Here is an 18,141-nt window from a genome sequence, read left to right on the forward strand (position 1 = left end):
CGAACTTGTGTACAGCTAGCCAGGGTTTCCCCCGCCCTGCGGAGCGCGTAGAGGATTAGCGAGATGGACACGAACACGCGCCACGCCCTCCCGCTGATGTTGATTGCCATGGCCCTGATCCCGGCTGGCGATACGGCCGGGAAATTCCTCACCGCGGGGCTGCATTCCGGTGGCACGCCGGTGGCCCCGTTCTTCGTGGCGTGGAGCCGCTTCGCCCTCGGCGCGATCATGGTGGCGCCCTTCGTCGCCCATCTGGTCGAGCCACGGCTTTTTGCGGATTGGCGCATCTGGGCGCGCGCGCTTCTGGTCGCCTGCGGCATCACCTCGATCCTTACCGCGCTGTCGACCGAGCCCATCGCAAACGTCTTTGCGGCCTTTTTTGTAGGGCCTATCGTGTCGTGGCTGCTCTCCGTTTGGCTCCTGCGAGAGCCGTTCTCGACCGCGCGCTTCGGGTTGATCTGCTTGGGCTTTGCCGGGGTCCTTCTGGTGGTGAAACCGGGCTTCGGGATGACGCCCGGCATGGGGTTCGCGATATTGGCGGGGATGTTCTACGGCGGCTACCTCGTGATGAGCCGCTGGATCTCGAACGTGGCGCGACCCCGCGCGCTGCTGTTCTCGCAACTGGTCATCGGAGCGTTGATCCGGACCGTTCCGGGGCTCTCGGCGATGCCGACGCTCACCGTGCCCGTCGCCGGGCTCACCCTGGTCTCGGCGGCGTGTTCGATGCTCGGCAATCTCTTGCTCATCATCGCCTATCGCAGGGCCGAGGCCAGCCGCATGGCCCCCTTCGTCTACACGCAACTGGTCTGGGGGACGCTCTTCGGGGCGCTCGTGTTCGGCGCCTTGCCGGACGGGCTTGCACTGGCCGGGATCGCCTTGCTGCTGATCTCAGGTCTAGCCTCGCTCGCGATCCGGGAGCGGCACCTCGCCGGATGACCGCTGCGGCCTATTCCCACTCGCCGCGCGCGCGTATCTCCGAGCTAGAGACATCGAGCATCGGGACGTTGAGAAAGCACCACGCGGGCGGGGTCGTTCGGCCCAACAGATGCGCCGCCGATGCCGGCAATTTTGCGTGGCGGTACCTCTGCGCCGCGACCGAGGTGCGCGCCGAGATCCGGTCGCCGGGGCGGGCCAGCACGCCGACCGGCACGGACTCCATGATCCATTCCCACCTCTGCCAGAGGTGAAACTGCGCCAGGTTGTCGGCACCCATGAGCCAGACGAAGCGGACACCGGGATAGAGCGCGCAGAGCCTCTCCAGCGTCTGCGCCGTGTAGCGCGTGCCCAGATGCGCTTCGATATCGGTGACCTCGATACGCGGATGGGTGACCAGCGCCCGCGCTGCTGCCATGCGCCGCGAAAGTGGCGCGGGACCCTTCGTTTTCAAGGGATTGCCCGGAGAGACCAGCCACCACACGCGGTCCAGCCCGAAGCGTTTCAAGGCTTCGCGGCTGACGTGAACATGGCCCCGGTGCGGCGGGTTGAACGATCCGCCAAAGAGGCCAATCGTCTGTCCGGGTTGGGCAAATGGCAGGATGTGGCGCAAGGTGCAGCCCCTTCAAAGTCGCGCTTTGATGCGACCGCGCGCGCGCCCTGTCAATCGTCGCCCGTAGCGCGACACCTCGCGCAACCATGGCGGATTTTAACGATGTTTGCGCTAAAACCTGTTTATCGGCGACCCTGACATTAACGCTCGGTTTGCAACCCGCCTCCTATCAAGTCCCCTGAAACCAACGCTGCGCGGCTGCGAAAGCGCCGCGTCGGCAACGGGCTGTGCAGCGATAGGTAGGGTGATGATGAGTGCGCCATTGGCAAATTGGCTGCAGCCGATGGCTGTCGATCCCGCGATCCTGTTTCTGGCCGCGGAGCTGGCTTTGGCGTCCCTCCTGCTTTTGACGCTGGCGATACTGCTCCTCAAGATGCGCGTTTCGAGCAGGGCGCAGAATGCCTTGGAAGAGGTCGAGCAGACCCTCGATGACGTCTCCGCGCAGGAGGCGGTGCTGCGTGCTGTCGTCGAGAATGCCAACGACGGTCTGGTCTACCAGGACATGAACGCGCGCATTCTTTGGGCGAACCCCGCCTATTGCCGGACGATGGGCCGGACGCTGGAGGAAATCATCGGCAGGCGGCCGCAGGAATTTTGCTTTCCGCCCGAGTTGAAGCCCCGCGATGAAGAGATCGAGACCTACGCGTTCGACACCGACAGCTATGAATTCCACAACCTCGTGCGTCGCCCCAACATGCGCAAGAATGGAGAGGTCTTCTGGCACGAGTTCAATCTGTCGGTCGTGGAATCGCGGGACGGCGAAGACCGCGTGGTGTTGGTGTCGCGCGATGTGACCTCTCAGGTGCATCACGAGGAAGAGCTGAAAGAGGCGCAATCCTACCTCTACCACGCCGCCCATCATGATGCCCTGACCGCGCTGGAAAACCGCGCCGCCTTGCTGGCCGATGCCAGCGCGATCCTGCGGCGTGACACGAAGGAGGGCCGTGAACTGGGCCTGATCTTCATCGATCTGGATCATTTCAAGACGGTCAACGACAGCCACGGCCACGCCGCGGGCGATCAACTGCTGATCCATGTCGCCGATGCCATGCGGGCGACGGCGCGCAACGGCGATTTCCTGTGCCGCATGGGGGGCGATGAATTCGTCATGGGATGTCCCGGTGTCGCGACCTTTGATGAGCTGCAGCATATTGCCGACGCTTTGCTCGACCGAATCCGGACTCCGATCACCTGGGTCGATGCGACACTGGTCTGCAACGCCTCCATCGGCATCGCGCTCAGCAACGGCGAGAAGGTGACCGCCGAAGACCTGATCCGATCTGCCGATTTCGCGCTCTATGAGGCGAAGAAGCCGGGCGCCCCGCACGTGGCCCGCTACGATGCCGTCCTGCACGAGCGGCAGGAGGCGGAATACGCCCTGTTGGAAGAATTCGCCGAGACGCTCGATTCGGGAGGCATCAGTTTCGTCTACCAACCGATTCTGGATACAAGCACCGGCAAGATCCGCTCGTTCGAGGCGCTGGCGCGGTGGCACCGCAAGAACGGCGAACTGGTCGGCCCCGACACATTCCTCGGATTTGCCGCGCGGCTGAACCGGATGGCCGACATCGACTTCGCGGCGATCCGCGCGACCACGTCGCTGGTCTCTGAACTGCAGGGGATGGGTCACAAGATTCAAGGGGCGTTTAACACGTCGTCTGACGCGCTCGCGCACCCGGATTTCCTGGACCGGCTGGATCATGAGGCGCGCCGCGCGGGGCTCGATTCAACCTCTCTCGTGGCCGAGGTGCTCGAGACGACATTCTTCGGCTCCGACACCACGGACAGCCTCGCCGCCGCCCGCATTTCTGATCTTCGAAACAAGGGCTTCGCTGTGTACCTCGATGATTTCGGCGTCGGATATGCGGGGCTGGCCCACCTCAGCCAACTGGACGTGAGCGGCGTCAAACTGGACCGATCATTGATCTCCAATGTCACACACCAACGCGCCGCCCGCATCATCACCACCTCGATTTTGCGGCTCTGTGATGAATTGGGTGTCAGCACCTTGGCGGAAGGTGTCGAGAGCGCTGAGCAAGCGGACTTCCTGAAGGAACACGGCTGCTTCAAGCTTCAGGGGTATGGCATTGCCCGCCCCATGGACCGGGCCGCGCTGATTGCCATGGTGGATGCCGCGGCGCCGGTCGTGATCCCCGCGGCAGAGGTGCTGACGGCGAAATCTGCCTGAGCCCGCGATCATTCGCCGACAGCTTCACGCCGCTTGATTGCTGTTCCTGCGGCACCCCTTTAAAGAAGGCCGGAACAGCGAATTCTCGGAACGGAGCGGACCCATGGCGGCCTATCAATACGTGTACCACATGGACGGTGTGTCCAAGACCTACCCCGGCGGCAAGAAGTGCTTTGAAAACATCCGCTTGTCCTTCCTGCCCGGCGTGAAAATCGGCGTCGTGGGCGTCAACGGCGCGGGTAAATCCACGCTGATGAAGATCATGGCGGGCATCGACAAGGATTTCACCGGCGAGGCATGGTCCGCCGAAGGCGCCCGCGTGGGCTACTTGCCGCAGGAACCGCAACTCGACGAGAGCCTCTCGGTGCGCGAGAACGTGATGCTCGGCGTGGCCGAGAAGAAGGCCAAGCTCGACCGCTTCAACGAGCTGGCGATGAATTACTCCGACGAGACCGCCGACGAGATGGCGCAGCTGCAGGACGAGATCGACGCCAACAACCTCTGGGACCTCGACAGCCAGATCGACGTCGCGATGGAGGCCCTGCGCTGCCCCCCCGATGACGCGCCGGTCGAAACCCTCTCCGGTGGTGAGCGCCGGCGCGTTGCGCTGTGCAAACTGTTGCTCGAAGCGCCCGAGATGTTGCTGCTCGACGAGCCGACCAACCACCTCGACGCCGAGACGATCGCTTGGCTTCAGCAGCATCTGATCGACTACAAGGGCACGATCCTGATCGTCACCCACGACCGTTATTTCCTTGACGATATCACGTCCTGGATCCTCGAACTCGACCGCGGCCGGGGCATCCCCTACGAGGGCAATTATTCCGCATGGCTGGAGCAAAAAGCCAAGCGGCTGGAGCAGGAGGCCCGCGAGGACAAGACGCGCCAGAAGACGCTGGAGCGCGAACTCGAGTGGATCCGCCAGGGCGCCAAGGCACGTCAGGCCAAGCAGAAGGCCCGGATCAACGCCTACGAGGATCTGGCCGGTAAATCCGAACGCGAGAAGCTGTCGCGTGCCACGATCATCATCCCGAACGGGGAACGGCTCGGCCAGAAGGTGATCGAGATTGAGAATCTCAAAAAAGGTTACGGCGACAAGCTGCTGATCGAAGACCTCTCCTTCGCGCTGCCCCCCGGCGGCATCGTTGGTGTCATCGGCCCCAACGGAGCGGGCAAATCGACTTTCTTCCGGATGCTCACCGGACAGGAAGAACCCGATGCCGGCACGCTGGAATACGGCGATACCGTCGACCTCGCCTATGTCGATCAGTCCCGCGACGCGCTGGACCCGAACACGACGGTCTGGGAGGAGATCTCCGGCGGTGCCGAGATCATCGAACTGGGTGACGCCAGCATGAACTCGCGGGCCTATTGCTCGGCCTTCAACTTCAAGGGCGGCGATCAACAGAAGAAGGTCGGCCAGCTCTCGGGCGGTGAGCGTAACCGCGTTCACATGGCCAAGCTGTTGAAATCCGGCGGTAATGTCCTGCTTCTCGACGAGCCGACCAACGACCTTGATGTTGAAACCCTGCGTGCCTTGGAAGACGCCCTGACAGATTTCGCAGGCTGTGCCGTCGTCATCTCGCACGACCGCTTCTTCCTCGACCGTATTTGCACCCACATCCTCGCCTTCGAGGGCGAGGCTCACGTGGAATGGTTCGAGGGCGATTTCTCGGCCTACGAGGAGGACAAGAAGCGCCGCCTCGGCCCCGATGCGCTGGAGCCCAAGCGTTTGAAACACAAGAAGTTCGTGCGATAAGGGACCGCGTGACAACCGGGGAAGCGCGTTAGTGCTTTCCCGCCTATCGGCAGTCTATTGCCGAATATCCGGCGAGAGGTGACGCCCCAACCCTTTCCCTTGATTTCCTTGCCGATCCACGCCATATCGAAATTGCGACCGTTACCGCACCTCGATCTACTGTCTCCTCTACCAAGGCCTCAGTCTCGATCTGCTATCCAACTGACGCCAAACCGCCGCATGCACGCGGGCGGACTACATACTTAGGAGACACACGATGGCCAACGGCACCGTGAAATGGTTCAACTCTACTAAAGGCTTCGGCTTCATCGCACCCGAGACGGGCGGCAAGGACGTGTTTGTGCACATCTCTGCTGTTGAGCGCTCCGGTCTGACCGGCCTCGCCGACAACCAGAAAGTGACTTACGACCTCGAAGCTGGCCGCGATGGCCGCGAGAGCGCCGTGAACCTGAAGACGGTCTAAGCGACCCTTCAGCACTTGCTGACAAGACGATGGCGCGCCCGGTTTCGGACGCGCCTTTTTTGTGTCCGGGCTCAGGCGACCTTCCGGCCTGCGGGGTGCAACAAGCGCGGGCAATCTTGGTCTGCGAATCCGGTGACGGCGATACCGAGAATCCAATAGCATCTTCGTTGTCAGGGTGCGGCTTCGCGGCTTCCGAGTGCGCGGATTTCCGTCTGCACACCGAAAGAATCGAGCGCTGTGCCAGTTCCCGCTCACGGTAGGAGACCTTCGGCTGCATTCCGCCAAATGTCTGAATGCACGGCAATTTCCAACTGGAACGTGGCTTGGGATATCGGATATCAGCGCGGCGATTTTGTGTGACAGCGGGGGTGTTCCGCACCGTGTTTGCATCCGTCACACCAGCCAAAGGAAAGACCATGACCCGCCCCGCCCAGACGCCTCGCCATCAGCCGAGCACCCCGCCCGCACAACCCGCTCCTACACCATTTCGCTTTACCGATTGGGCCTCGATCTAGCCCTGTCAAGACAGGAGACCGCCCGCAGATTGTTCTGTCGAAAACGGTTAATCTCGATCGGGAAAGGAGCAAGACAATGACCCCTCGCCAACCGAAACATCAGCAACGCAAGCCCCGCCCTCAACCCTTCCGCTTTACGGATTGGGCGGCGATCTGAACGGCACCCTTCGGAACTTCCACGGGAGGCAAGTTGTTGTCCTCTTAAGTGAAGTTGAAAAGGAAACCGATCATGAGCCCGCGTCAGCCCAAGCCCCAAGAGCGCAAGCCCCGCCCGAAGCCGTTTCGCTACACCGATTGGGCCGCCATCTGAACGGACCGTATTCGACACTCACATTTCAAGCCCGCGTCATGGAATCGCGAGCGTGTCGCCCAGAGCGACAAACTATTCAGTCACCAAGCACCCATGATCTTCTGCTTTGCGTGACAGCCGATTTTCGTTAGGTTTTTCCTGCATTTCCCGCAGAGGAGCCTGACTGCCATGTGCTCATCCCCCCTACAGTCTACCGCCACCGCGGCCGTTCTGGCCATTGCAATGGCAATCGTTCCCATGTCAGGCGCAAAGGCGCAAGACGCGGGCGAACTCGCGTTTGTGCAGGGTCTGATGGAATCGATGAACCAACTGTCGGTCCGCTTCAATCGAGAGGTCTGCGGTTTCATCCTGCAGGACGCGGAAGGCAATTATTCATCGACGAAAGTGTCCTGGGGCGGCGAAGCGAGTTGCGCGTCGCTCCCGATCGAAGAGGGGCAGAGAGCCGTCTCGTCCTGGCACACCCATGCGGCCTGGGGATTGGGGTACGATGGGGAAGTGCCATCGATCCAGGATGTAGAAGGCGACATGCGCTATGGGGTGAACGGTTGGGTCGCGACGCCGGGCGGCCGGCTGTGGTTCGTCGATGGCACGACAGGCACGATGGTGCAGGCCTGCGGTCGCGATTGCATCCCCGTCGATCCGAATTTCTATCCCGAGGAACATGGCCCAGTGGCCGAGAGGTACACGCTGGAAGGCCTGTACCAAAGGTTCGGCCGCTCGCGCTGAGGGGGCGGGGGAGGGGGGCTAGCCCCCCGTCTTCCTTTCGGGAAGACTCCCCCCAGAGTTGTATGGGCCAAGATGAAGAAAGCCCCGGTGCGCGTGGAGCGACCGGGGCTTATTCGTCATTCGGCCGCGTCCATGTATTCTTCCAGAGGCGGACAGGTACAGATCAGGTTGCGGTCGCCGGCCACGTTGTCGACGCGGTTGACCGGGGGCCAGTATTTGTCGACGCGGAAGGCGCCCGGCGGGAAGCAGCCCTGCTCGCGCGAATAGGGGCGATCCCAATCGCGGACGAGGTCCTCCATCGTGTGGGGCGCGTGATGCAGCGGGCTGTCGTCAGCCGCGATCTTGCCGCTCTCGACTTCGGCGATTTCCGCACGGATCGACTGCATGGCGGTAATGAAGCGGTCGAGCTCGGCCTTGGTCTCGGATTCCGTGGGCTCCACCATCAGCGTGCCGGCCACGGGCCAGCTCATGGTCGGGGCGTGGAAGCCGTTGTCCATCAGGCGCTTGGCGATGTCATCGACGGTCACGCCGGCCTCCGCGAAGGGGCGGGTGTCGAGGATGCACTCGTGCGCGACGCGACCGGTCTTGCCCTTGAACAGAACGCCGTAGTCCCCCTCGAGCCGGCGCGCGATGTAGTTGGCGCCGAGGATCGCCACCTTGGTTGCCTGGGTGATGCCCTCGCCGCCCATCAGGTGGATGTAGGCATAGGAGATCGGCAGGATCGAGGCCGAGCCATAGGGCGCAGCCGATACGGGACCTGCCGCGCCGCCCGTCTCTGGGTGGCCGGGGAGGTGGGGTGCCAGGTGCGATTTCACGCCGATCGGGCCCATGCCGGGACCGCCGCCGCCGTGGGGGATGCAAAACGTCTTGTGAAGGTTCAGGTGGCTGACGTCGGCACCCAAGGCTCCAGGTTTCGAGAGGCCCACCATGGCGTTCAGGTTGGCGCCGTCGAGATAGACCTGGCCACCGAACTCATGGGTGATGTCGCAGACCTCGCGCACCGATTCCTCAAACACGCCGTGGGTCGAGGGGTAGGTGATCATGCAGGCGGCCAGCTTGTCGCCTGCGGCCTCCGCCTTCGCGCGGAAATCGGCGAGGTCGATGTCTCCATTCTCCTGCGCCTTGACCACGACCACCTGCATTCCCGCCATCTGCGCAGAGGCCGGATTGGTCCCATGGGCGGAGACCGGGATCAGGCAGATGTTGCGGTCTTCGCCATTGGCGCGGTGATAGGCGGCAATGGTCAGCAGGCCGGCGTATTCCCCTTGAGCGCCGGAGTTCGGCTGGAGCGACATGGCGTCGTAGCCGGTGATCTCGCAGAGCTTGGCGGAGAGGTCCTCCAGCATCTCGGCATAGCCCGCGGCCTGGTCTGCGGGGGCGAAAGGATGCAGGTTGCCGAACTCCGGCCAGGTGATCGGCATCATCTCCACCGCGGCGTTGAGCTTCATGGTGCAGGAACCGAGCGGGATCATCGCGCGATCGAGCGCCAGGTCGCGATCCGAGAGGCGGCGCATGTAGCGCATCATCTCGGACTCGGCCCGGTTCATGTGAAAGATCGGATGGGTCAGATAGTCGGAGCTCCGCAGCAGGTCGTCGGGGATTGCCGGCAGATCGGTCACCGGGGCCAGCGCGACGCCAAAGGCCTCGCAGACGGCGGAGAGGTGGGCCTCGGTCGTTACCTCGTCAAGTGAAATGCCGATCCGGTCGGCGCCCACGTCGCGCAGGTTGATGCCCCGCGCCACGGCCGCGGCCATGATGCGCGACTGCTTGTTGCCCACTTCCACGGTCATCGTGTCAAAAAAGGTCTCGTTTTGCGGCGCGAAGCCACCGGCTGCCAGCGATGTGGCCAGCCGCGCGGCGCGCAGGTGCACCCGCTCGGCGATGGCGCGCAGGCCTTGGGGGCCGTAGAAAACGGCGTAGAAACTTGCCATGACCGCCAGTAGTGCTTGGGCGGTGCAGACGTTGGAGGTCGCTTTCTCGCGGCGGATATGCTGCTCGCGGGTTTGCAGGGACAGGCGGTAAGCTTTCTGGCCGTGGCTGTCGACGCTGACACCCACGATGCGTCCGGGCAGCGAGCGCTTGAGCGCATCGCGGCAGGACATGAAGGCGGCATGCGGTCCGCCGTAACCAAGCGGCACGCCGAAGCGCTGCGCTGAGCCGACGGCGATGTCCGCGCCCATGGCGCCCGGCTCTTTCAACAGCGTCAGCGCCAGCAGGTCAGTCGCCACCACGGCGATTGCCTTGTGCTCGTGCAATGCCGCGATCTGCTCGGACGGATCGGAGAGGCCGCCGAAGGTGCCGGGATACTGGAACAACGCCCCGAAGACCGCGTCGGCCTCTAGGCTGTCGCTCGCCGCAACCTGAACCTCGATGCCCAAGGGCTCGGCTCGGGTCTCGACGACCGCGATGGTCTGGGGGTGGCAGTTCTCGTCCACGAAGAAAACGCGCGATTTGGATTTCGACGCGCGCTGCGCCATCACCATGGCTTCCGCCGCCGCCGTCGCTTCATCCAGCAAGGAGGCATTGGCCACCGGCAACCCGGTCAGATCGGCCACCATCGTCTGGAAGTTCAGCAGCGCCTCGAGCCGCCCTTGGGCAATCTCCGGCTGATAGGGCGTATAAGCCGTGTACCATGCCGGGTTTTCCAACACGTTGCGCTGGATCGCGGGCGGCGTGTGGGTGCCGAAATACCCTTGGCCGATCATGCTGACCATCGGCTTGTTCTTCGCCGCGATCGCGCGCATGTGCTCCAGAAGCTCTGCCTCCGACAGCGCGGGCCAGTCGAGCGCCGTGTCCTGCCGGATGGAGGCCGGCACCGTGTCGTCGATCAGCGCATCAAGGGTCTTCGCCCCGACAACCTCCAGCATATCGGCCATCTCGGCAGGAGAAGGGCCGATATGGCGGCGATTGGCAAAGTCGGTCGGATCGTAGTCAGTGGTTGTCCAAGGCATAATAGAGCTCCATCGCGCGCCACCGGGGCGCTCCTTCATCTTTTCACAAATACGGCCGGGGGTTTGGGGGGCTGGCCCCCCAAATTCTGACCCACAAGGGGTTCCCCCTGCAGTCTGGCGCGGGGCGGTGGGTCAGTCGCCCACCAGATCCTTGTACTCGTCCTCGGACATGTACTCGTTGATCGCGTCGGGATCTTCGACCTTGATCTTGAAGAACCATGCGGCGCCCAGGGCGTCTTCGTTCACGAGTGAGGGCTTGTCTGCCAGCGCGTCGTTGGTCTCGACGATCTCGCCGTCCAGCGGCGACATGATGTCGGAGGCCGCCTTCACGGATTCGATCACCACGATCTCGTCACCCTTGGAGACCTGCGTCTCGACTTCGGGAAGTTCCACGTAGACGACGTCGCCAAGTTGCGTCGCGGCGTGTTCCGTGATGCCGACAGTGATGATGTCGCCATCAGCGCTGAGCCATTCGTGATCTTCGGTAAATTTCATCAGGTGTCTCCGTCGTTTAGGTAGGGTCAGCGTTTGTAGCCGGGAGGGGTGAAGGGAAGCTTGGTCTGGGTGACGGGCAAGCGCTTGCCCCGCACCTCTCCAAACAAGGAAATATCCTTCGGCGTGTCGGCGTCAATCAACGCGAGCGCCATCGGGCTGCCGAGGCTGGGACCGAATCCGCCGGAGGTGATTTCCCCGATGGGCGTTTCTGCGTCCTCGCTGTCGAAGATCTGAACCCCGGCGCGCATCGGTGCACGGCCTTCGGGCAGCAGTCCCACGCGGCGGCGCGGGGCGTTGCCGCCCAGTTGCGGCAGGATCACGTCGGCACCGGGAAAGCCGCCGGCGCGCTCACCGCCGGGCCGGCGCACCTTGCCGATGGCCCATGCCTGACCGGCCTCGACCGGGCTGATGGTGGGAGAGAGGTCCTGCCCATAGAGCGGCAGCCCCGCTTCCAGCCGCAGGCTGTCCCGGGCGCCCAGGCCGATGGCCTCGACCCGGTCATCGGCAAGCAGCGCGCGCGCGAAGGCTTCGGCGCGGTCCTCGGGGATCGAGATCTCGAACCCGTCCTCGCCGGTATAACCCGACCGGCTGATCCAGACCTCGGTGCCGTCCCAATCCATGCGGGTGCTGTCCATGAACGCCATCGCTGCCGCGCCCGGCAGCACCTCGGACAGGGCCGCCTCCGCCTTCGGTCCCTGCAACGCCAGCAGCGCGCGGTCCTCGATCACCTCGACGCCGTCGATATGGGCGCGCAGATGCGCGATGTCGGCCTCCTTGCACCCGGCGTTCACCACGAGGAACAATCCGTCCGGAACCCGCGCGATCATCAGGTCGTCCAGCACGCCGCCCGCATCGTTGGTGAAAAATCCGTAGCGCTGGCGCCCTTCGGCGAGGCCGGCAACATCGACGGGCACGAGGCTCTCAAGGCCCGCGACCGCATCGGCCGGCAACATGACCTGACCCATGTGGCTGACGTCGAAGAGGCCCGCGTTCTCTCGCGTCCACTGGTGCTCTCCCATCACGCCGAGGGGATATTGCACCGGCATGGAGTAGCCTGCGAAGGGGACGAATTTCGCCCCCAGTTCCGCGTGCAGATCCGCCAATGCCAATGTCTTCAGATCGTCGTTCGCCATCTTCTACCCCTCCCGCGCGGGGCAAATGGCCCGGCATCATGTGTCCACCGCCTAGCGCGATGCCATCCTGATGCCCCCTCTGTCCTTCAGCCTGAGATCGTTATCCCTTCGGCGGAGGGTTTCCCCTCACTCTCCAGAGTATCATTTGCACGTCACAGGTCCATTTGCCTGAGAGTTTACCGGGGCGGTTGCTCCTTCGGCCCAAGCCTGCCGAGAACGACGAGCCCAAGTCTCCCTATGGGTGCGTGCGAGAGAATACAGAAGCGGCGGGACGGATCAAGGGGCTTGATAGAGGATGCCTATTGGCCCATTCGTAAGCATATGATTGATCCGTATTTCTTCGGCTATGGCAGCCTCGTAAACCGCAAAACCCACACCTATCCGCTCGCATCGCCCGCCGAGGTGAGGGGGTGGCGACGGGTCTGGCAGGGCACGAAACTGCGCAAGCTCGCGTTCCTCTCGGTCGAACCTGATTCGGAGGGTCGCATCGACGGTTTGATCGCCGCGGTGCCCGGTGCGGATTGGACAGCCCTCGACCTGCGCGAGGGCGCCTACCAGCGGCATCCCGTTGCGCAGATCACCCACGGTCAGGCGCAGGACTTCGAGGTGCAGATCTACGCCGTCGATCCGAAGCACAAGGAGGAGGGCGTGCACCCGATCCTGCTCAGCTATCTCGACACGGTCATTCAGGGGTTCCTGACGGAATTCGGCGAAGACGGCGCGCGTGCGTTCTTTGACGAGACAGGCGGGTGGGACATGCCGATCCGCGACGACCGGCACGATCCGATGTACCCCCGCGTGACCGAGCTGACCGACGGTGAGCGGGCTTTCGTCGATGAAAACCTGCGCCGCATCCATGAGGCGCTGCGCACGTCAGACACCACCCGGCGGGTGTCGCTGAAAGGCTGAGCTGGCCGTCAGACCGTCTGGTGCCGGGCGCGGGCGCCGCGCTCGATGGCGGCGGCATGGAGCCTGTCGATGTTGAAGACGTGGCGGATCTCCTCGAGGAACCGCAGCTCGGCCTGCGCCAGCTTGCCATCGGCGGCGGCCACGTCACAGGCCAGCGCATAGGCCGTCTCGAAAAGATGCTCGGGCAGACCCTCCAGCACGAGGCCGAAAAGCGCGTCGAGCCCGTCCTCGTCTTCCAGGAGGTCGAAGACGATCGTGGCCACGGTCTGCATCCGGTCGGAATCGTAGTTTCCGAAAACCGGGAGGTAGTTCACCATCTGCTCGATCGACAGCAATTCGGACGTGCGGATCGTCTGATCGGACACGGAAATGCCGACCATGACCGCGACAAGGCTGTCTTCGGGGGTGAAACTGTGATCGCTCATCCGCGTCTCTCCTCTTGCTGCGTGTCATTTATTGACGACGCGCGCCCCAGACAATAGGGCGGTGTCATCGTTTTGGGCCTGCCGTGAAAGGCCCTGTTCCATGGGAAGAGAGAAGATGACCGATCTGCGCGACGCTGCAATGACCTCCAAGGCCTGGCCCTTCGAAGAGGCGCGCCGCGTGCTGAAACGCTACGAGAAGGCGCCGCCCGAGAAGGGCTACGTGCTGTTCGAGACGGGCTACGGCCCCTCGGGCCTGCCGCACATCGGCACCTTCGGCGAGGTGCTGCGTACCACCATGGTGCGCCGGGCCTTCGAAGTGCTCTCGGACATTCCCACCAAGCTGATCTGCTTCTCCGACGACCTCGACGGGATGCGGAAAGTGCCGGGCAACGTGCCCAACTCCGAGAGCCTCACGCCGCATTTGCAGCGCCCGCTGACTGCCGTGCCTGATCCCTTCGGCACCCACGAGAGCTTCGGCCACCACAACAACGCCATGCTGCGGCGCTTCCTCGACACCTTCGGCTTCGAGTACGAGTTCTACTCCGCCACCGATTTCTACAAGTCCGGCCGCTTCGACGAAATCCTCAAGCGCGCGGTGGAGCGTTACGACGACATCATGAAGGTGATGCTGAAATCGCTCCGCGAGGAGCGGCAGCAGACCTATTCGATCTTCCTGCCGATCCATCCCGAGACGGGCCGTGTGCTCTACGTGCCGATGAAGTCGGTGAACGCCGAGGATCACACGATCACCTTCGACGACGAGGACGGCCGCGAATGGACGCTGCCGGTCACAGGCGGCAACGTGAAGCTGCAATGGAAGCCCGATTTCGGCGCCCGTTGGGCCGCGCTCGGCGTGGATTTCGAGATGTTCGGCAAGGACCATTCCACCAACGCGCCGATCTATTCGCGGATCTGCGAGATCCTCGGCACCAAGGCGCCCGAGACCTATACCTACGAGTTGTTCCTCGACGAGGGCGGGCAGAAGATCTCCAAGACCTCCGGCAACGGCATCAGCATCGATGAGTGGCTCTCCTATGCCTCCACCGAGTCGCTGTCCTACTTCATGTACGGCAAGCCGAAGACGGCCAAGCGGATGCATTTTGACGTGATCCCCAAGGCGGTGGACGAATACCACCAGCAGCTGCGCGCCTATGCCGATCAGGACACGGCCAAGCGGCTCGCCAACCCGGTCTACCATATCCACGGCCACAACGTGCCGACTTCGACCCTGATCGTCAGCTTCGCGATGCTCCTGAACCTCGCCAGCGTTGCCAGCGCCGAGGACAAGGAAGGCCTCTGGGGCTTCATCCGCCGCTATGCGCCCGACGCCAGCCCCGAGACCCACCCCGATCTGGATCAGGCGGCGGGCTTCGCGGTGCGCTACTACAACGACTTCGTGAAGCCCACGCGCCAGTTCCGCCTGCCCGACGAGAAGGAGCGCGCGGCGATGGAAGACCTCGTGTCTCGCCTCAAGGCCTACGACGGCCCGGTGGAGGACGAGGCGATCCAGACCATCGTCTTCGCGGTCGGCAAGGAGCACGGGTTCGAGCCCTTGCGTGACTGGTTCAAGGCGCTCTACGAGGTCTGCCTCGGCGCCTCGCAAGGGCCACGTTTCGGCGGTTTCATCGCGCTCTATGGCATTGATGAAACAGTGCAATTGATCGAGGACGGGCTGGCCGGCAAACTCGCAGGCTGACTTTGCGTCACGCCGCGCTACATCATGGGGTGTTTTTCAAGGAGATGCCCCATGATCCGCGCCCTGATCCTGTCCCTCGCCCTTGCCATCGCGGCGGTTCTGCCCGCCACGGCGCAGGAAATTCTTGACCCAAACCCGCAGATTGAAGCCGTCATCGGCAGCCAGTTCAGCGCCTTCGAGGCCGAAGACGTGACCGACGCTTGGCAATACGCCAGCCCGAGCATTCAGGCCTTGTTCGGTGATCCGCAGAACTTCGGCCGCATGGTGCAGCAGGCGTTCCCCATGGTGTGGGAGCCCAGTGATTTCGAGTTCATCGATCTGCAAACATTGGGCTCCATGACGGTGCAGCGGGTCGAGGTGATCGATCAGGCTGGAAACCTGCACTACCTCGGCTACTCGATGATCGAGACAGAGGCAGGCTGGCGCATCAACGGTGTGCAAGTGCTGCGTGCGCCGGATCTGGGCGTATAGCGCTACAAGGTCGCTCTCGCAGACATAAAAACCGCCGCCGTTAAGTATCTCTTAACCTCTATGGCCTAATCATGGCAGCGCAACCCGTGGCTCGGCCGTCCCAGTCGGCTGATCGCGGGGTTCTTCAGCAGACAATGCAAACAACCGAGGTGACCGTTCAGGCGCCTCGGTTGCCCCTGTTCCGGTCGATGGAACATGCGGGGCCCCTTTGGACGGGCGCACGGCCCCGTCGGAAAAGGGGTATGACATGAACCAGGTTATCACAGACGGCCTAATCCTGATGCCGCCAGCCTTTGCCGAGGGTCTTGCGGATTGGTCACGGCAGGACGGCCGACCGGGCAGCGACACATGGGCCACCGCCGCGAATGCCGCCATCGCCGCGGCCGACAGCGATTTCGGCGATTGTCTGGAAATCGTGAAGGCGGACGCGGTGACGAAACTGCGCTGGATGGGGCAGACGCCGATCATTCCGGGCACCTACCTGCGGGTCTCTGCCCGGGTGAAGGTGCTCTCCGGGAACCTTCCGGACGTGCGGATTGCCGCATGGCCGGGCAGCGGGTCCGATGTGCATGTCTCGGGTCTGACCGAGGTGGCGAGCGATGTCGCCATCCCTGCCTACGGCACGATCGTGACCGTGTCCGCGATCCTCGGCACCGGCCAGCGCGGCGGTGTCGATCTGGCATGGGGTGTCGCGCCGACCTATGCCCATGTGGGCCTTGATCTCACCGGCCCGAATGGCGGCCAGGTGCGGATTGAAAGCATCACCGTGGAGGACGTGACTCACGTTTTTCACCGGCAGATGATGGATTGGGTCGACGTGCGGGATTACGGCGCCGTGGGGGACGGCACCACCGACGACCGCGCCGCCTTCGCAGCCGCAGACGCCGCCGCCGAGGGCCGCGAGGTTCTGGTGCCCGAGGGTGATTACTACATCGGCTCGAACCTCACCTTCACCAATCCGGCGCGTTTCGAGGGCCGGATCATCATGCCCGACAGCGTCCGCCTCGCGCTGAACGAGAACTTCGATCTCGACGGTTATGCCGAGGCCTTCGGCGATGAGGTCACGGGCCTGAAGAAAGGCCTGCAACAGCTCTTCAACCAGTCCGACTTCGAGGCGTTCGACCTCTGCGGGCGGCGGATCATCCTCGACGCGCCGCTGGATGTGCAGGCCATCGTCGGCAACAAGAACAGCTACGCGAACCGGCGCGTCGTGCGGAATGGCCAGTTCGCCGCCAGCGCCTCGGCCGCGTGGGACGATACCACGACGACCCGCAGCGCCGGGTATTCCGCCGCCTCGGCGTTCGAGTTGACCGGGGTCAGCAACGCGGCTTCAATCGAGGTGGGCTCGCTAATCACGGCGCCCCAAGGCGTAGGCCGGGAGGTCTATGTCCGCGCGGTCAATGCAGCCCAGAGCAAGGTCTATCTGTCGTCGCCGCTTGGCGCCGCGCCAGCCAATCAGACCTACACGTTCACCCGCTTCAAATACATGCTGGACTTCATCGGCTGGCAGAACCTGCAGCGGTTCATCATCAAGGATATCGAGTTTCTCTGCGGCGGTCTGTGTTCGGCCATCAACCTGCCGCTCGACGGGCTCGTGTTCCAGATACAGGATTGCTACTTCACCGGCCCCAAGGACCGCGCGATCACCAGCGCCGACGAAGGGTGCCAGGGGATGCAGATCGACCGCTGTCAGTTCCTGTCGAACGAGCAGGGTCTGGACGTGCCACAACGCAAATCGATCTGTTTCAACATCAACTCCAGCGACTGCAAGATCCGCGACAACCGGGCCAACAAGTTCCTTCATTTCGGGGTGATCTCGGGCTCGGGCAACCTGATCTCGGGCAATCATTTTTTTCAGGGCGACGGGATCGTCGAGGGCGTCCGCTCGCCGGGGATCGTCATCGCCGAGGCCAATGCGAAATGCACCTTCACCGGCAATTACGTCGACAACTGCTACGTCGAGTGGACCAACGAGAAGGACCCGAGCCCGGATTTCTCGGGCGGGCTGTCGTTCCACGGGCTCACCGTGCAGGGCAATATCTTCTTCGCCACCAATACCGCGCCCTGGATGCGTTTCATCTCGATCAAGCCACACGGAGATGATCATTTCATTAACGGCGTGTCGATCACCGGCAACCTGTTCAAGAAGACCAACGGCGCGCAGTTGGAGGCGGTGGACGGTGTCGACGATTCCGTCGCACCATTGGACCTGAACCGGACGGCGGATCTGGAATTCAAAGGCAACGTCTTCCACGGCATCGTCAAACGGACCGAGAACCCGATCTCGGTGCGCGCGGTGGAGGGCTCTGCCGTGCAAAGCTGGAATGTCGATCTTAGCGATTACCTGCCCTTCGGCGCGCCGGCGAAATACGCCTTGTCGGTTCTGCCCGATGGCCCGCTGAAATCCAGCTCCAACGTGACGATCTACTCGGCCCCCTACGCGCAGGGCTACCAAGGCGTCGCGGGTCAGACCCTGCGCGTGACCTGGTCGCAGGCGGTAAAGGGCGCGGCCTATGTCACCGCGCGTTGCGATAACTGAGTAGGCCGTACGCCT

14 protein-coding genes and 1 riboswitch are annotated in these 18,141 nt (G+C 63.2%); of the genes, 9 read left to right on the forward strand and 5 right to left on the reverse strand.

Going from position 1 to position 18,141, the window contains the following annotated elements; genetic code table 11:
- Positions 1 to 63 precede the first annotated feature (63 nt).
- A complete protein-coding gene (locus tag KYE46_RS04760) occupies positions 64 to 936 on the forward strand; it encodes a DMT family transporter (protein WP_247716915.1) in 873 nt (290 codons plus the stop codon).
- Positions 937 to 946: 10 nt separating this feature from the next.
- Here the strand turns inward: KYE46_RS04760 and KYE46_RS04765 are convergent, their stop codons facing one another.
- Positions 947 to 1,546, reverse strand: a complete 600-nt coding sequence (locus KYE46_RS04765) for a nicotinate-nucleotide adenylyltransferase (protein WP_219003837.1) — start codon at positions 1,544 to 1,546, stop codon at positions 947 to 949.
- 283 nt (positions 1,547 to 1,829) lie between these two features.
- Between KYE46_RS04765 and KYE46_RS04770 the strand changes: the two genes are divergently transcribed.
- From KYE46_RS04770 to KYE46_RS04785, 4 genes are all read left to right on the forward strand, one after another.
- Positions 1,830 to 3,734, forward strand: coding sequence for a putative bifunctional diguanylate cyclase/phosphodiesterase (locus tag KYE46_RS04770; RefSeq protein ID WP_219003838.1), 1,905 nt, complete (start codon positions 1,830 to 1,832; stop codon positions 3,732 to 3,734).
- A 103-nt stretch (positions 3,735 to 3,837) separates the two neighbouring features.
- On the forward strand, positions 3,838 to 5,493 hold the full coding sequence (gene ettA, locus KYE46_RS04775) for an energy-dependent translational throttle protein EttA (protein WP_219003839.1): 1,656 nt from the start codon (positions 3,838 to 3,840) through the stop codon (positions 5,491 to 5,493).
- A 256-nt stretch (positions 5,494 to 5,749) separates the two neighbouring features.
- Positions 5,750 to 5,956, forward strand: coding sequence for a cold-shock protein (locus KYE46_RS04780; protein ID WP_219003840.1), 207 nt, complete (start codon positions 5,750 to 5,752; stop codon positions 5,954 to 5,956).
- 1,047 nt (positions 5,957 to 7,003) lie between these two features.
- Positions 7,004 to 7,507 carry a DUF4329 domain-containing protein gene (locus KYE46_RS04785; protein ID WP_219003841.1) on the forward strand — a complete coding sequence of 168 codons (504 nt, stop codon included), beginning with the start codon at positions 7,004 to 7,006 and terminating at the stop codon, positions 7,505 to 7,507.
- 116 nt (positions 7,508 to 7,623) lie between these two features.
- Here the strand turns inward: KYE46_RS04785 and gcvP are convergent, their stop codons facing one another.
- From gcvP to gcvT, 3 genes are all read right to left on the reverse strand, one after another.
- Positions 7,624 to 10,458 (reverse strand): aminomethyl-transferring glycine dehydrogenase, encoded by a 2,835-nt coding sequence (gene gcvP, locus KYE46_RS04790; RefSeq protein ID WP_219003842.1) that lies wholly within the window; start codon positions 10,456 to 10,458, stop codon positions 7,624 to 7,626.
- A gap of 132 nt (positions 10,459 to 10,590) precedes the next feature.
- Positions 10,591 to 10,953 (reverse strand): glycine cleavage system protein GcvH, encoded by a 363-nt coding sequence (gene gcvH / locus KYE46_RS04795; protein ID WP_219003843.1) that lies wholly within the window; start codon positions 10,951 to 10,953, stop codon positions 10,591 to 10,593.
- 26 nt (positions 10,954 to 10,979) lie between these two features.
- Positions 10,980 to 12,086 carry a glycine cleavage system aminomethyltransferase GcvT gene (gene gcvT, locus KYE46_RS04800; RefSeq protein ID WP_219003844.1) on the reverse strand — a complete coding sequence of 369 codons (1,107 nt, stop codon included), beginning with the start codon at positions 12,084 to 12,086 and terminating at the stop codon, positions 10,980 to 10,982.
- 146 nt (positions 12,087 to 12,232) lie between these two features.
- A riboswitch (glycine riboswitch) is annotated at positions 12,233 to 12,333 on the reverse strand.
- A gap of 74 nt (positions 12,334 to 12,407) precedes the next feature.
- Between gcvT and KYE46_RS04805 the strand changes: the two genes are divergently transcribed.
- The gene (locus KYE46_RS04805; protein WP_219003845.1) at positions 12,408 to 12,995 is read left to right on the forward strand and encodes a gamma-glutamylcyclotransferase family protein; all 588 of its coding nucleotides are present in this window, start codon (positions 12,408 to 12,410) and stop codon (positions 12,993 to 12,995) included.
- Between the two features lie 8 nt (positions 12,996 to 13,003).
- Here KYE46_RS04805 and KYE46_RS04810 read toward each other — a convergent pair whose 3' ends face one another.
- On the reverse strand, positions 13,004 to 13,420 hold the full coding sequence (locus KYE46_RS04810; RefSeq protein WP_219003847.1) for a tellurite resistance TerB family protein: 417 nt from the start codon (positions 13,418 to 13,420) through the stop codon (positions 13,004 to 13,006).
- 115 nt (positions 13,421 to 13,535) lie between these two features.
- Here KYE46_RS04810 and KYE46_RS04815 point away from each other — a divergent pair, with 115 nt between their 5' ends.
- The 3 genes from KYE46_RS04815 to KYE46_RS04825 all read left to right on the forward strand — a co-directional run bounded on the left by KYE46_RS04815 (position 13,536) and on the right by KYE46_RS04825 (position 18,126).
- On the forward strand, positions 13,536 to 15,116 hold the full coding sequence (locus KYE46_RS04815; protein ID WP_219003849.1) for a lysine--tRNA ligase: 1,581 nt from the start codon (positions 13,536 to 13,538) through the stop codon (positions 15,114 to 15,116).
- Positions 15,117 to 15,167: 51 nt separating this feature from the next.
- On the forward strand, positions 15,168 to 15,587 hold the full coding sequence (locus tag KYE46_RS04820; protein WP_219003851.1) for a DUF4864 domain-containing protein: 420 nt from the start codon (positions 15,168 to 15,170) through the stop codon (positions 15,585 to 15,587).
- A gap of 247 nt (positions 15,588 to 15,834) precedes the next feature.
- Positions 15,835 to 18,126, forward strand: coding sequence for a right-handed parallel beta-helix repeat-containing protein (locus KYE46_RS04825; RefSeq protein WP_219003853.1), 2,292 nt, complete (start codon positions 15,835 to 15,837; stop codon positions 18,124 to 18,126).
- The last annotated feature ends 15 nt before the right edge of the window (positions 18,127 to 18,141 follow it).

The sequence above is a fragment of the Gymnodinialimonas ceratoperidinii genome (genome assembly GCF_019297855.1).
Taxonomy (GTDB): Bacteria; Pseudomonadota; Alphaproteobacteria; order Rhodobacterales; family Rhodobacteraceae; genus Gymnodinialimonas; species Gymnodinialimonas ceratoperidinii.

What these genes read in the sequence shown, in the direction of transcription:
- gcvT (WP_219003844.1), bottom strand. Translation starts at nt 12,086, where the DNA reads ATGGCGAACGACGATCTGAAGACATTGGCATTGGCGGATCTGCACGCG.
- gcvH (WP_219003843.1), bottom strand. Translation starts at nt 10,953, where the DNA reads ATGAAATTTACCGAAGATCACGAATGGCTCAGCGCTGATGGCGACATC.
- KYE46_RS04785 (WP_219003841.1), top strand. Translation starts at nt 7,004, where the DNA reads ATGGCAATCGTTCCCATGTCAGGCGCAAAGGCGCAAGACGCGGGCGAA.
- KYE46_RS04805 (WP_219003845.1), top strand. Translation starts at nt 12,408, where the DNA reads ATGATTGATCCGTATTTCTTCGGCTATGGCAGCCTCGTAAACCGCAAA.
- KYE46_RS04815 (WP_219003849.1), top strand. Translation starts at nt 13,536, where the DNA reads ATGACCGATCTGCGCGACGCTGCAATGACCTCCAAGGCCTGGCCCTTC.
- KYE46_RS04760 (WP_247716915.1), top strand. Translation starts at nt 64, where the DNA reads ATGGACACGAACACGCGCCACGCCCTCCCGCTGATGTTGATTGCCATG.
- gcvP (WP_219003842.1), bottom strand. Translation starts at nt 10,458, where the DNA reads ATGCCTTGGACAACCACTGACTACGATCCGACCGACTTTGCCAATCGC.
- KYE46_RS04770 (WP_219003838.1), top strand. Translation starts at nt 1,830, where the DNA reads ATGGCTGTCGATCCCGCGATCCTGTTTCTGGCCGCGGAGCTGGCTTTG.
- KYE46_RS04820 (WP_219003851.1), top strand. Translation starts at nt 15,168, where the DNA reads ATGATCCGCGCCCTGATCCTGTCCCTCGCCCTTGCCATCGCGGCGGTT.
- KYE46_RS04810 (WP_219003847.1), bottom strand. Translation starts at nt 13,420, where the DNA reads ATGAGCGATCACAGTTTCACCCCCGAAGACAGCCTTGTCGCGGTCATG.
- ettA (WP_219003839.1), top strand. Translation starts at nt 3,838, where the DNA reads ATGGCGGCCTATCAATACGTGTACCACATGGACGGTGTGTCCAAGACC.
- KYE46_RS04825 (WP_219003853.1), top strand. Translation starts at nt 15,835, where the DNA reads ATGAACCAGGTTATCACAGACGGCCTAATCCTGATGCCGCCAGCCTTT.
- KYE46_RS04780 (WP_219003840.1), top strand. Translation starts at nt 5,750, where the DNA reads ATGGCCAACGGCACCGTGAAATGGTTCAACTCTACTAAAGGCTTCGGC.